The sequence below is a fragment of the Bradyrhizobium genomosp. I (2014) genome, from assembly GCF_000261685.1.
Taxonomy (GTDB): domain Bacteria; phylum Pseudomonadota; class Alphaproteobacteria; order Rhizobiales; family Xanthobacteraceae; genus Bradyrhizobium.
In genome coordinates, this window is record NZ_AJQE01000168.1 from 1 (window position 1) to 13151 (window position 13151).

Annotated in this window: 16 protein-coding genes; 13 read left to right on the plus strand and 3 right to left on the minus strand. The window is 66.1% G+C overall.

Annotation, left to right across the window (positions count from 1 at the left end):
* Both IC50_RS16030 and IC50_RS16035 read right to left on the minus strand, forming a co-directional pair.
* Positions 1-812, minus strand: an 812-nt coding sequence (locus IC50_RS16030; RefSeq protein ID WP_035706406.1) for an alpha-D-ribose 1-methylphosphonate 5-triphosphate diphosphatase, incomplete at its 3' end; no start/stop codon positions are given.
* Positions 809-1480: a transferase hexapeptide repeat family protein gene (locus tag IC50_RS16035; protein ID WP_035706408.1), complete on the minus strand. Its 672-nt coding sequence runs from the start codon at positions 1478-1480 to the stop codon at positions 809-811. The genes IC50_RS16035 and IC50_RS16030, both read right to left, overlap by 4 nt.
* A 173-nt stretch (positions 1481-1653) precedes the next feature.
* Between IC50_RS16035 and phnC the strand changes: the two genes are divergently transcribed.
* The 4 genes from phnC to phnE (IC50_RS16055) all read left to right on the plus strand — a co-directional run bounded on the left by phnC (position 1654) and on the right by phnE (IC50_RS16055) (position 5264).
* Complete coding sequence (phnC, locus tag IC50_RS16040) at positions 1654-2463, plus strand: phosphonate ABC transporter ATP-binding protein (RefSeq protein ID WP_035706411.1); 810 nt, start codon at positions 1654-1656, stop codon at positions 2461-2463.
* A 56-nt stretch (positions 2464-2519) separates the two neighbouring features.
* Positions 2520-3449, plus strand: coding sequence for a phosphonate ABC transporter substrate-binding protein (gene phnD, locus IC50_RS16045; protein WP_035706414.1), 930 nt, complete (start codon positions 2520-2522; stop codon positions 3447-3449).
* A gap of 85 nt (positions 3450-3534) precedes the next feature.
* The gene (phnE, locus tag IC50_RS16050; protein ID WP_035706417.1) at positions 3535-4419 is read left to right on the plus strand and encodes a phosphonate ABC transporter, permease protein PhnE; all 885 of its coding nucleotides are present in this window, start codon (positions 3535-3537) and stop codon (positions 4417-4419) included.
* Entirely contained in the window at positions 4416-5264 is an 849-nt protein-coding gene (phnE, locus tag IC50_RS16055; protein ID WP_035706421.1) for a phosphonate ABC transporter, permease protein PhnE, read from the plus strand. Before phnE (IC50_RS16050) ends, phnE (IC50_RS16055) begins: the two co-directional genes overlap by 4 nt.
* A gap of 60 nt (positions 5265-5324) precedes the next feature.
* Here phnE (IC50_RS16055) and phnF read toward each other — a convergent pair whose 3' ends face one another.
* Positions 5325-6056, minus strand: a complete 732-nt coding sequence (gene phnF, locus IC50_RS16060; protein ID WP_035706424.1) for a phosphonate metabolism transcriptional regulator PhnF — start codon at positions 6054-6056, stop codon at positions 5325-5327.
* A 106-nt stretch (positions 6057-6162) separates the two neighbouring features.
* Between phnF and phnG the strand changes: the two genes are divergently transcribed.
* The 9 genes from phnG to IC50_RS16105 are packed head-to-tail and all read left to right on the plus strand — an operon-like array spanning position 6163 to position 13137.
* Positions 6163-6627, plus strand: a complete 465-nt coding sequence (gene phnG, locus IC50_RS16065) for a phosphonate C-P lyase system protein PhnG (protein ID WP_035706537.1) — start codon at positions 6163-6165, stop codon at positions 6625-6627.
* Positions 6628-6631: 4 nt separating this feature from the next.
* Positions 6632-7240, plus strand: coding sequence for a phosphonate C-P lyase system protein PhnH (gene phnH, locus IC50_RS16070; RefSeq protein WP_035706426.1), 609 nt, complete (start codon positions 6632-6634; stop codon positions 7238-7240).
* A gap of 4 nt (positions 7241-7244) precedes the next feature.
* Positions 7245-8348: a carbon-phosphorus lyase complex subunit PhnI gene (locus IC50_RS16075; protein ID WP_035706435.1), complete on the plus strand. Its 1104-nt coding sequence runs from the start codon at positions 7245-7247 to the stop codon at positions 8346-8348.
* Positions 8345-9241, plus strand: a complete 897-nt coding sequence (locus IC50_RS16080) for an alpha-D-ribose 1-methylphosphonate 5-phosphate C-P-lyase PhnJ (RefSeq protein ID WP_035706438.1) — start codon at positions 8345-8347, stop codon at positions 9239-9241. Before IC50_RS16075 ends, IC50_RS16080 begins: the two co-directional genes overlap by 4 nt.
* Positions 9234-10031 (plus strand): phosphonate C-P lyase system protein PhnK, encoded by a 798-nt coding sequence (gene phnK, locus IC50_RS16085; protein WP_035706441.1) that lies wholly within the window; start codon positions 9234-9236, stop codon positions 10029-10031. The genes IC50_RS16080 and phnK overlap by 8 nt, the downstream gene beginning before the upstream one ends.
* An 8-nt stretch (positions 10032-10039) precedes the next feature.
* Complete coding sequence (gene phnL, locus IC50_RS16090; protein ID WP_035706539.1) at positions 10040-10738, plus strand: phosphonate C-P lyase system protein PhnL; 699 nt, start codon at positions 10040-10042, stop codon at positions 10736-10738.
* An 11-nt stretch (positions 10739-10749) separates the two neighbouring features.
* Positions 10750-11907 carry an alpha-D-ribose 1-methylphosphonate 5-triphosphate diphosphatase gene (locus IC50_RS16095; RefSeq protein ID WP_035706541.1) on the plus strand — a complete coding sequence of 386 codons (1158 nt, stop codon included), beginning with the start codon at positions 10750-10752 and terminating at the stop codon, positions 11905-11907.
* Positions 11904-12515, plus strand: coding sequence for a phosphonate metabolism protein/1,5-bisphosphokinase (PRPP-forming) PhnN (phnN, locus tag IC50_RS16100; protein ID WP_035706444.1), 612 nt, complete (start codon positions 11904-11906; stop codon positions 12513-12515). Before IC50_RS16095 ends, phnN begins: the two co-directional genes overlap by 4 nt.
* 10 nt (positions 12516-12525) lie before the next feature.
* Positions 12526-13137: a pyridoxamine 5'-phosphate oxidase family protein gene (locus IC50_RS16105; RefSeq protein WP_035706452.1), complete on the plus strand. Its 612-nt coding sequence runs from the start codon at positions 12526-12528 to the stop codon at positions 13135-13137.
* Positions 13138-13151 lie beyond the last annotated feature (14 nt).

Sequence of the window (13151 nt, forward strand, 5' to 3'; positions counted from 1 at the left end):
GGCGCGCCGTAGACGATGGCATCGCCGTGGCTCGCTGCCGCCCGCGCCGTCTCCTCGTTGACCGGAAACTCCGCGATGTCAGCGCCGAGCTCGCGAAACTCCCGGCGCATTGCCGGCGTTGCGTCATCGTGCGAGAGCATCCGCACCTCGGCCGCGCGGGCAGAAGCAGCCAGGCGCGACACCGAAGCAGGCACCTCGTCGGCGCGCGAAACCACGCGCTCGACCAGCCGGTCGAATTCCTCAACTGAAAGGCCGGTGCGCTCCACCATGCGGTTGCGCTTGCGCGGCTTGGCCATGTCGGCCACTGTGCCGTCCATGTGGTCGTTGAAGGCGAACAGGTCGACGCGGCCCTCGGCGAGCCACTGGGCGATCTCGGCCTCGGCGTCGAGATTGTAGGTCTCGTGGCGCAGATGGAAGCGGGTGTCGGCGGCGAATTGCGGGCGCTGCCGCTCGATCGCCTCCATCAGGCCGCGCGCATTGTCGGCGCTGCGCAGGCCCGGCTCCCACGAGCAGGTCGTGGCGTGAAACACCGTCGTGATGCCGTTGCTGATCGCCTGGCGATCGCTGTCGGCGAGCGCGACGTCGATCGGAAAATCGACGCCGGCGCGCGGCATCATCTGCCGTTCGAAGGCATCGCCGTGCAGATCGACGATGCCGGGCAAGACCAGCAGGTCGCGCGCATCGATCGCCAGCCGCGCACGGCCGCGGGAAGCATCGACCTGCGCAATGTCCGTTCCGGACACCAGAAGCGAGGTTTCGACCAGCTCGGCGCCGATCAGGGCCCGGCCGCCTTCTAGGAATATGTCCGTCACGCGACCGCGCTTCGTTTGCTGGCAGGAGAATTGGTGAGAGAGCTCGCCCGTGCTTCGTATGTCGAAAGGAAATCTTCAATCCCGAGCTTGCGGAAATCGGGCAGCGCCTCGCGCAATTTGTCGTGATCCCAGTCCCACCATGCGAGCTTCGCCAGCCGGCCGGCGATCTCCTCCGAGAACCGCCGCCGCACGATACGGGCCGGATTGCCGGCGACGATGGTGTAGGCGGGCACGTCCTTGGTGACGATGGCGCCGGCGGCAATCACCGCGCCGGTGCCGATGTTGCGGCCCGGCAACACGATCGCGCCATGGCCGATCCAGACGTCATGGCCGACATGGACGTGATGCTGGCGCCGCCAGTCGAAGAACGCGGCATCGTCGCTCTCACCCTCGAAATAGGCGCTGGAGCGGTAGGTGAAGTGCGCCTGTGTCGCGCGGTGCATCGGATGGTTGCCGGGATTGATGCGCGTCATCGCCGCGATCGAGCAGAATTTTCCAATGGTGGTGTAGGTGATCTGCGAATCGTTCACGACATAGGAGTAATCGCCCATCGTCACCTCATGCAGGATGGTGCGCGCGCCGACCTCGGTATAGGCGCCAAGCCTGGTCTCATGCAGTCTGGCCGAGGGGTCGATGGTCGGCTGAACCGAAAGAACTTTGGCGGCCATGATGCATCCGGGGTGTGAGGGCGGGCATTCCTCTTCGAGTGGCTTGATGACGATGTCATGACGCCGAGATGACAGGGGATGAGGCGTGCAGGATCGCCGCACCGCAACGGCGCCGTCACACAAGTGTTAAGCATGGACGTTAGCGGTTGGCTCCAGCTACTCTGGAGCCCTGCATGCTGGTGGTGGATGGTCTGACGTGTCGCTTCGGCGCAAAAGCCGCGGTGGACGACGCTTCGTTTCAAGTTTCCCCCGGCGGCTTCGTCGGTGTGATCGGGCGATCCGGCGCCGGGAAGTCGACATTGCTGCGGAGCATCAACCGCCTGGTGACGCCGACCGGGGGGCGCATCCTGTTCGACGGCGTCGACGTTACCGCGTTGCGCGGCAAGGATCTCCGCCAATGGCGCGCGCGCTCGGCGATGATCTTCCAGCAGTTCAACCTGGTCGGCCGGCTCGACGTGCTCACCAACGTCCTGATGGGGCGCCTTGCGACGATGCCTGCCTGGCGTTCGCTGACGCAGGCCTGGCCCGAGCAGGACAAGGCTCTGGCGATGTCCGCGCTCGAACAGTTCGACATCGCTACGCTCGCCGCCCAGCGCGCCGACCAGCTTTCCGGCGGCCAGCAGCAGCGCGTCGCGATAGCGCGCGCCCTGGTGCAGCAGCCCGACATCATCCTCGCCGACGAGCCGATCGCCTCGCTCGACCCGCGCAACACCAAGGTCGTGATGGATGCGCTTTTGCGCATCAACAAGCATTTCGGCATTACCGTGCTCTGCAACCTGCATTCGCTCGATCTCGCCCGCAGCTATTGCGACCGCCTGATCGGCATGGCGGCGGGGCGCGTCGTGTTCGACGGTGCGCCGTCCGCGCTGACCGATCACGTGGCGCGCGAGCTCTACGATCTCGAAGCCGCCGATGTCATGGGGGCCGTGCCTGTTCCGGCGCCCGAGGGCGTCCCGGCACTCGGAACGGCCGCTGCGGCGTGAGGCCGCGCGCGTCTTTGATTGCGTACGAACCGACTTCAACCAGGAAGGGGCTATTCATGATCACCCGTAGACTGATTCTCGCCGGCGCCGCCGCGCTGACCCTCGCCGGGCCGGCTTCCGCCGAAGACTGGAAGGCGAAATATCCGGAGATCACCTTCGCGGTGATTCCGGCGGAGAATGGCAGCGGCGTCACGGAGCGCTTCGGGCCGTTCGTCAACTATCTGTCGAAAGAGCTCGGCGTGAAGGTGACGTTGCGGGTCGCCAACGACTACGCCGCCGTGATCGAGGGCCAGCGCGCCGGCAACATCCACATCGGCTATTACGGACCGGCCTCGTTTTCCCGCGCGCGTCTCACCGGCGTGAAGACCGACGCCTTCGTCATCGACGTCAACTCCGACGGCTCGAAGGGCTATTATTCGGTGTTCTACGTGCTGGCGAAATCGCCGTACCAGAAGCTCGAGGACCTCAAGGGCAAGAATCTCGGCCTGGTCGATCCGAACTCGACCTCGGGCAACAACATGCCGCGCTTCAAGATGAACCAGATGGGCATCGATCCCGACGCCTATTTCTCCAAGGTCGTCTTCACCGGCAGCCACGAAAACGCCGTCCTCGCGCTGGCCCAGGGCACCGTCGACGTCGCTGCCAACTGGTGGAACGCCGACGACGATTCCAACCTGACCCGCATGCTCAACAAGGGCATGGTCAAGGCGGCCGACGGCACCGTGATGAAGAAGGAGGATTTCCGCATCATCGTGAAGTCCGACCTCATCATCAACTCGCCCTATGCCTATCTCAGCAACCTGCCCGACGACATGAAGGCCGCGATCAAGAAGGCCTTCCTCGATGCGGCGCAGAAGGACCCCGAGGCGTTCAAGAAGCTCTCCGACGGCAAGAACAAGCCGTGGGCGCCGATCACGAACGAAGACTACAACAAGACGATCGAGCTGATTAAGTTCGTCGACAATCTGCGTAAGAAGGCGTCCTGAGCTCGTCGGGACGATTTGACTGGAGCCGGGTCGATGGACCTGGCTCTTTTCTTGATGCAGCTGCCTTGATGGATCCTTGCCTTCGATGACGATTGCGGTTTCGATCCTTCCCGAGCAGCAGCTCGCCGCGCTGAATGCCGCCTACCGCGCGGCAGTCGCGCGCAAGCGTCTGCGGTTGATGGCGGGGCTGGCCCTGTTCGCCGCCGCACTGATCGTCGCCTCGATCGGGGCCGAGGTGAACCTGCGGACCTTCTTCACCTATTTCGGCAATTTCGTCAGCTATTTCGATCGCATCCTCACCCTCGACAGCGGCCAGCGGGTCTGGACCGATCCGGTCGAATGGTTCTGGGGCTGGCACAAATGGCTGAAGCTGCTCGGCGAGACGCTGCTGATCTCCTATGTCGGCACGCTGATCGGTGCGGTGCTCGCGCTTGCGCTCAACTTCTTCGCGGCGGAAAATACCTCGCCCGCGCCCTGGCTGCGCTTTACGGTGCGGCGCCTGCTCGAATTCGCCCGCACCGTTCCGGGCATCGTCTTCGCGCTGATCTTCGTCATTGCCTTCGGCCTGGGGCCGATGGCGGGCGTGCTGGCGATCGCCATCCATTCGACCGGCGCGCTCGGCAAGTTGTTCTCCGAAATCGTCGAGAATGCGGACATGAGGCCGGTCGAAGGCGTGCGCTCGACCGGGGCAAGCTGGCTGTCCTGCATGCGTTTTGCCGTGCTGCCGCAGGTGATCGCCGGCTATGCCAGCTATGGGCTGCTGCGCTTCGAGATCAATGTGCGAGAAGCCTCGGTGATGGGCTTTGTCGGGGCCGGCGGCATCGGGATGGAGCTGATTGTTGCGATCCGCAAGTTCTACTATTCGGACGTCAGCGCGATCCTCCTGACCATCATCGTCACGGTCTTCCTCATCGACATCGGCACCGGCTGGCTGCGCGGCCGCCTGTTCGGCAGGGAGGCGCGGACATGAGCCGCCATCCAGAGGTCGATGCGGCACAGCTTCGCGCCCGCCATCCGGATGTCTTCAGCCGGCCGGCGTCAGCGCGTCTCGCGACGCCGGCGATGATCGCCGCCGCGCTCGCGCTTCTGGTGTTCGGGCTGGTCGACCTCGACTTTTCACCGTCGCGTCTCGCTGCCGGCGTCAGCCAGCTCGGCTGGATCACGATGATGATGATCCCGCCCGATCCCGGCTCATCGCTGCCGCTGTATCTCAAGGCGCTCGGCGAGACGCTGTCGATCGCGCTGCTCGGTACCACGCTGGCCGCGGTGTTCGCACTTCCGGTCGGTCTGCTTGCCGCGCGCAACGTGGTGCCGTCGACGATCCTGCGCTTTCCGGTTCGCCGCGTCCTGGATTCGATCCGCGGCGTCGATACGCTGATCTGGGCGCTGGTGTGGATCAACGTCGTCGGGCTCGGCCCGTTCGCGGGCGTGCTCGCCATCGCGGTGTCGGATTTCGGCGCCTTCGGCAAGCTGTTCTCCGAAGCGATCGAGGGCGCCGACCAGAAGCAGGTCGAAGGCATCCGCGCCTCCGGCGGCAGCGCGCTGCACGAGATCCGCTTCGGCCTGATGCCGCAGGTGCTGCCTGTGATCGCCGGCCAGGTGCTGTATTTCATCGAGTCGAATACGCGCTCGGCCACCATCATCGGCATCGTCGGCGCCGGCGGCATCGGCCTGCAGCTCGCCGAGCAGATCCGCGTGCTGGAATGGCAGAAGGTGTCGTTCCTGATCCTGATGATCCTGGTTGCGGTCGCCGCGATCGATTTCATCTCCGGCAAGCTGCGATTCGCGATCATTGGGCGAAGGGCGGTGGCCTGATCGCCGCCACGAGCTCCTCTTCCCTTCTCCCGCAAGGGGAGAGGGGTAGATGGCAGCGCCTCACCCGTTCTCCACCAGAAACTCCACTCGCTCGGCCGCGAAGCGTGAATGCTTCGTCAGCAGCGGCTTGCCCTCGAGATCGTGGTCGGTGGCATCGACCACCAGGATCGGCCGGCCCAGCGCCAGATCGAGCCGTGCGGCATCGGTCGCATCGACGATGCCGGCGGTGATTCGGGTGGCACCGCGGCGATAGTCGCGCACGCCGTAATATTCGAGCAGTTTTGTCATCGAGCGTGTCGCCGCGAACACGGCTCCCGCATCCGGAAACAGGTCTGCCGACAGCCAGGTGGTAGACACGCAGATCGGCGTGCGGTCGGCGAGGCGGATGGCCTCGATCCGCACCAGCGGCGCGCCGGTCTTCAATCCCAGTTCCCGCGCAAGCTCGCGCGTCGCGACGTCATTGGTCGCCTCGATCAGCCGCCCATGCGGTTCGCGGCCGCCCGCGCCGACGATCTCGGAAAAACGCGTGCGCGAGCGCAGCGGATAGGCGAGCTTCTGCGCCTCGACATAGGTCCCGCTGCCGCGCGCGGCGCGCACGAGGCCGCGCTCGGCGAGTGCAGCCAGCGCGCGCCGCACCGTGTGGCGGTTGACGCGATAGGTTTCGGCGATCTCCATCTCGCCCGGCAGCTTGTCGCCGGCCGCAAAGCGGCCGTCGGCGATGCCGCGCTCGATGCCGTCGGCAACGAGGCGCCATAGCGCGACGCCCGAGGAGGCTGTGTCCTGCATGCTCATGTCGCGGGAAACCTACTCCAGAAATCACATCATTGTCACGAAACAGTCATGGCGCTTCCGTATGAAGTTGTCTATTATCATAGACAACTTCGACGCGGCAAGTTCGGTGGACCAGGTGACGCAGCACAACAACCAGCAAGCCCAGCGCAAGGCCGCGATGGCGGTGCTGGCGCACGCGGAGGCGGGCGAGATCGCCGCTCGCCTCCGCAACTTTTCCCTCCCGGCCCATCAGCATCTGCGCATGCCCGAAAGCGGCCTCGTCATGCTGCGCGGCCGGGTCGGCGGCGACGGCGCGCCGTTCAATCTCGGTGAAGCCACGGTGTCGCGCGCCGCGGTGCGGCTTGCGAGCGGTGAGGTCGGGTTCGGCTACACGCTCGGCCGGGACGGTGAGAAGGCGCGGCTGATCGCGCTGTGCGATGCGCTGGTGCAGTCCCGTGATCATGGCGGGCTCGTCGAGCGCAACGTCATCGCGCCGTTGCGCGAGCAGCTGATGGTCGAGCGCAGGCAGGCGGCGGCCGAGACCGCTGCGACGAAGGTTGATTTCTACACCATGGTGCGCGGTGAGGGGTGAGATCATGACCACGATTTCGGAACTGCCGCCGGGTTTCGCCGACAAGGTGCTGTCGGCGCAATCGACCTTTCGCTCGGTTATGGACGCGATGGCGCGGCCGGGCTCGGTCCGGCGCATCGTGCCGATGGCGGGGGCGCCGGGGCCGATGATGCGCGGCACGGCCGCAATCGCACTGACGCTGTTCGACCACGACACGCCACTCTGGCTCGATGCGCGGATGGCGGAGAGCCCCGACGTGGTGAAGTGGCTGAAATTCCATACCGGCGCGCCGGTGGTGCAGGATTGCTCGATCGCGAGCTTCGCGCTGGTCAGCAACGGCGCGGCGCTTCCGCCGCTCGACCGTTTTGCGCTCGGGACGAACGAATACCCGGACCGTTCGACCACGGTGATCATTCAGCTCGAGAGCCTGGTCTCGGGGCGCAGCTTCGAGCTGCGCGGCCCCGGCATCGACGGTGTCGCGACGCTGCAGGCGTCGATCGAGCCCTTCGATCTGTTGGAGCGCCTCCGGCTCAACGAAGCGCTGTTTCCGCGCGGCATCGATGTGGTGCTGGTCGCCGATGACGCCGTGGTTGCGATCCCGCGCACCACGCGCGCCGTGAGCAAAGGAAGCTAAGAGCATGTATGTCGCAGTCAAAGGCGGTGAACGCGCCATCGAGAACGCCCATCGCCTGCTGGCCAATGCGCGGCGCGGCGACCAAAGCGTTCCGGAGGTCACGCTCGACCAGATCTCCGAGCAGCTCGGCCTCGCGGTCGACCGCGTCATGGGCGAAGGCTCGCTCTATGATCGCGAGCTCGCGGCGCTGGCGATCAAGCAGGCGCGCGGCGATCTGATCGAGGCGATCTTCCTGGTTCGCGCCTTCCGCGCCACTCTGCCGCGCTTCGGCGCCAGCGAGCCGGTCGACACCGGTGCCATGCGGGTGCAGCGGCGCGTGTCCTCGACCTTCAAGGACATTCCCGGCGGGCAGATCCTCGGGCCGACCTTCGACTATACCCACCGCCTGCTCGATCCCTCGCTCGCCGAAGGCTTCGTTCCGGACGCGCCGGCGACGGCTGAAGCGGCCACCGCGCCAACGCCGCGCGTGACCGACATTCTCGGCCGTGACGGGCTGATCGAATCCTCGCCGCAGGCCGACGACGGCGCCAGCGTCGGCGATCTCACCCGCGAGCCGCTGAACTTTCCTGCGGATCGCGACCTGCGCTTGCAAAATCTGGCGCGCGGCGATGAAGGCTTCCTGCTGGCGATGGGCTATTCCACCCAGCGCGGCTATGGCCGCAACCATCCCTTCGCCGGGGAGATCCGCTTCGGCGAGGTGGAGGTGGAATTCTTCGCGGAAGACGCCGGCTTCGCCGTGCCGCTGGGCTCGATCGAGCTGACCGAGTGCCAGATGGTCAACCAGTTCAAGGGTACTGCGACCGAGGCGCCGTGCTTCACCCGCGGCTACGGCCTCGCCTTCGGCCAGAGCGAGCGCAAGACCATGTCGATGGCGCTGGTCGATCGCGCGCTGCGCGCACGCGAGCTCGGCGAGGAGGCGCTCGCACCGGCGCAGGACGAGGAGTTCGTGATGTCGCATTCGGACAATGTCCAGGCGACCGGCTTCGTCGAGCACCTGAAGCTGCCGCATTATGTCGACTTCCAGTCCGAGCTCGGCCTGCTGCGCAAGCTGCGGCAGGAGTTCGCGGACGCCCAAGCGGGCGATGCCATGAAGGAGGCCGCGGAATGAACGCGCCCGCCTACAACTTCGCCTATCTCGACGAGCAGACCAAGCGGATGATCCGCCGCGCGATCCTGAAAGCGATCGCTATTCCCGGCTATCAGGTGCCGTTCGCCAGCCGCGAAATGCCGATGCCCTATGGCTGGGGCACCGGTGGCGTGCAGGTCACCGCCGCGATCCTCGGTCCCCAGGACGTGCTCAAGGTGATCGATCAGGGCTCCGACGACACCACCAATGCGATCTCGATCCGGAAGTTCTTCGCCAAGACCGCCGGCGTTGCGACCACGACGGCGACGGACGAGGCAACGGTGATCCAGACCCGTCACCGTATCCCCGAGACGGCGCTGAACGAAAACCAGGTGCTGGTCTATCAGGTGCCGATCCCCGAGCCGTTGCGTTTCCTCGAGCCGCGCGAGACCGAGACGCGGCGCATGCACGCGCTCGCCGAGTACGGCCTGATGCACGTGAAGCTCTACGAGGACATCGCCCGCTTCGGCCATATCGCGACCGCCTACGCCTATCCGGTGAAGGTGAACGCGCGCTACGTGATGGATCCGTCCCCGACGCCGAAGTTCGACAATCCCAAGATGGACAATTGTCCCGCGCTGCAATTGTTCGGCGCCGGCCGCGAAAAGCGCATCTACGCGATCCCGCCTTATACCAAAGTGGTCTCGCTCGATTTCGAGGACCACCCGTTCGAGCCGTACCGCTTCAACGCGCCCTGCGCGCTGTGCGGGGCCGAGAACTCCTATCTCGACGAGATCGTCACCGACGACAAGGGTGGGCGCATGTTCGTCTGCTCGGACACCGACTATTGCGAGGGCCGGCAGGCCGCGGGCCATCACGGCAGCCTCAGTGCTGCGCCCTACAAGGAGAAGGCGCGGGAGGCGTCGAATGGCTGATCACGACATGCTCGATAACGACGAGCCGCTGCTGGTCGCGACATCTCTCAGCAAGTCCTTCGGCCGCATCGCCGCCTGCCGCGACGTCTCCTTCGCGCTCTATCCCGGCGAGGTGCTGGCGATCGTGGGCGAATCCGGCTCGGGCAAGTCGACGCTGCTGCAGATGTTGTCGGGTCAGCTGGCGCCGAGCGCGGGCCATGTGTCCTACCGGATGCGCGACGGCGTTACCCGTGATCTCACGACGCTCGGAGAGGCCGAGCGGCGCTTCCTGTTCCGCACTGATTGGGGTTTCGTGCACCAGGACCCCGCGCAGGGCCTGCGCATGGCGGTCTCGGCCGGCGCCAATGTCGGCGAGCGGCTGATGGCGGTGGGCTGGAATCACTACGGTCGCATCCGCGACACCGCGTCGGACTGGCTCGCCCGCGTCGAGATCGACGTCGCGCGCATCGACGATGCGCCGCGCACCTATTCCGGCGGTATGCGGCAGCGTCTCCAGATCGCCCGCAACCTCGTCACCGAGCCGCGGCTGGTATTCATGGACGAGCCGACCGGCGGCCTCGACGTGTCGGTGCAGGCGCGCCTGCTCGACCTGCTGCGCAGCCTCGTCGCCGAGCTGCATCTCGCCGTCATCATCGTCACCCACGATCTCGCGGTCGCGCGCCTCCTATCGCATCGCGTGATGGTGATGAAGGGCGGCCGCGTCATCGAGACCGGCCTCACCGACCAGGTGCTCGACGATCCCCGTGAGCCCTATACCCAACTCCTCGTCTCCTCGATTCTCCCGCCATGAGCCTTTCGATGACCGCCATGATCGATGTTGCCGATGCCCAAAAGACCTTTACGATGCACTTGCAAGGCGGCATCGAGCTGCCGGTCGTGCGCGGCGTGACCTTCCACGTGAATCCCGGCGAATGCGTCGTGCTGTCGGGGCCATCAGGTGCCGGCAAATCGTCGATCCTGAAGATGATTTTTGGCAACTATCGCTGCGATAGCGGCCGCATCGGCATCCGCCATCGCGGCACGGTGATCGACCTCGCCACCGCCGAGCCGCGGCAGGTCCTCAATATCCGCCGCTCCACGATCGGCTATGTCAGCCAGTTCCTGCGCGCGGTGCCACGCGTGGCCACCATTGACGTCGTCGCCGAGCCGCTGATCGTGAACGGCGTGGCCAGATCCGAAGCGCAGCAGCTCGCCGGCGAGCTGCTGCATCGCCTCAACATCCCCGAGCGCCTCTGGCAGCTTCCGCCCGCGACCTTCTCCGGAGGCGAGCAGCAGCGCGTCAATATCGCGCGCGGCTTCATCTCGGACCTGCCGATCCTGCTGCTGGACGAGCCGACCGCCTCGCTCGATGCCGCCAACCGCACCGTCGTGGTCGAGCTGGTCGCCGAGAAGAAGCGCCAGGGCGTCGCCATGGTCGCCATTGTCCATGACGACGAAATCCGTCATCTGATTGCCGACCGCATCGTCGACGTCACCAGCTTTGCTGCCGCGGCCTGAAGGAAATGGAAATGAACGCCGAGCCGAAGGTAACCGTGATCGCCAACGCCAGGATCGTGCTGGCCGACCGGGTGATCGAGCAGGGCTGGCTCGCTCTTGCGGACGGACGCATCGCCGAGATCGGCGAGGGCAGGGCGCCCGCGGGCGCTGAGGATGCAGCCGGCGATCTAATCATGCCGGGCCTGATCGAACTCCATACCGACCATCTCGAGGCGCATTACGTGCCGCGGCCAAAAGTGTTCTGGAATCCGGTCGCCGCCGTGATCTCCTATGACGGCCAGCTCGCGACCTCGGGCATCACCACGGTTTTCGATTCACTCCGGGTCTGGCGCGAGGACGGCGCCGAGGAAGTCGATGGCCGCGCCGGCGTGCTCGCCGCCGCGATCACGGCCGCGCGTGATGCCAGCCTGCTGCGTGCCGATCACTTCCTGCATCTGCGCTGCGAGATCCCGATGCCGAGCGTGGTCGAGGAGGCCAGGGAGCTGATCGACCGTCCCGACGTCAAGCTGATGTCGCTGATGGATCACACGCCGGGCCAGCGCCAGTTCCGCGACGAGGTCAAGCTGCGTGACTATTATCGCGGCAAGGGCGGCGGCAAGACCGATGCCGAGCTCGACGAGCTGTTCGCAAAGCGCTTCGAGTACCAGAAGCGATATGCGGCGACCAACATGCGCGAGATCGTGGCGCTGGCGCATCGGTACAAGATTCCTCTGGCGAGCCACGACGACACCACCGAGGAGAACGTCGCGGACGCCGTGCGCGATCGCGTTTCGGTGGCGGAGTTCCCGACCACGCTCGAGGCCGCACGCGGCCTGCATCAGGCCGGCATCGACATTCTGATGGGTGCGCCGAATGTGGTGCGCGGCGGCTCGCACTCCGGCAACATCGCCGCGGTCGATCTCGCCCGCGAAGGTCTGCTCGACATCCTGTCGTCGGACTACATCCCCTCCAGCCTGCTGATGGGCGCTTTGCAATTGCCCGAGCACGTGCCCGCGATCAGCCTTCCGGCGGCGATTCGCACCGTGACGAAGGCGCCCGCCGATGCGGTCGGCCTCACCGACCGTGGCGAGGTCGCGACCGGCAAGCGCGCCGACCTGATCCGCGTGCATGTCGTAGGCGACGTTCCCGTTGTTCGCAGCGTCTGGCGCGAAGGATTCCGCGTCGCATGAGCGAGACCGTGACCGTGGCGCAGGACGAGGCGGGTGCGATCGGCCCCGGACGGTTCGTGCTCGTGGTCGGCCCCAGCGGCGCCGGCAAGGACACCTTGCTGCGGCTGGCCCAGGCGGCCTGCGCCGACGACCGCGACATCGTCTTTCCGCGCCGGGTCGTGACGCGGGAGTCCTCCACTGACGAGGACAACGTTGCGGTGAGCCGGGATGAATTCCGCCGCATGCGAGAGCACGGCGATTTTGCCGTGCATTGGGAGGCGCACGGGCATTCCTATGCGCTGCCGCGCGAGATCAACGACGACATCCGTGCCGGCCGGGCCGTTGTTGCCAACGTCTCGCGCACGGTGATCGGCGCGCTGCGCCGGGCCTATGTCAACGTCGTGGTGGTGGCGATCACGGCGCCGCCGGACGTGCTGGCGCAGCGGCTTGCAGCGCGGGCGCGGCACAGCGACGGCAACATCGTGGAGCGGCTGTCGCGCAGCGTCGACGATGCGTCGGCGCGGGCCGACGTCACCATCCTCAACGCCGGCAGCGCCGACTACCACGGCCGCCAGCTCGTGCGCGTGATCAGGAATGAATGCTGGCAGGATGAGTTGCCGGCACAATGAGGAGGCTGGAATGTCGGTGATCGAAACGGTCGAACAGCTGGAAGCCATCTACGGCGCAACCAACGACGCCTCGACCGTGAAAGTCGCCGACCACGTCACGCCGCTCTATCGCGTCTTCATCGAGAAGGCGCCGTTCGCAGCGCTCGCCACCATCGGGCCCGAAGGCATCGACTGCTCGCCGCGCGGCGACCTGCCCGGCTTCGTCCGCATCCACGATCCCAAGACGCTGATGCTGCCGGACCGCCGCGGCAACAACCGGGTCGATTCCCTGCGCAACATCGTGCGCGATCCCAGGGTGTCCCTGATGTTCCTGATCCCCGGCTCGGGCAACGCGGTCCGCGCCAACGGTCGCGCTCATCTCTCGATAGATCCGGAGCTGCTGGCCTCGTTCAAGGTCGAGGGCAAGGCGCCGCGCAGCGTCATGGTGATGAATGTGGAGGAGATCTACTTCCAGTGCGCCCGCGCCATCGTGCGTTCCGACCTCTGGAATCCCGACAAGCGTATCGATCCCAGGAGTTTGCCGACACCGGGCCAGATCCTCGCGGAAATGAGCGAGAACAAGGTCGGCGGCGCGGAGTACGACCGCATCTGGCCGGAACGGGCGGCCGCGACGATGTGGTGAGTCGCTGCGCCTCG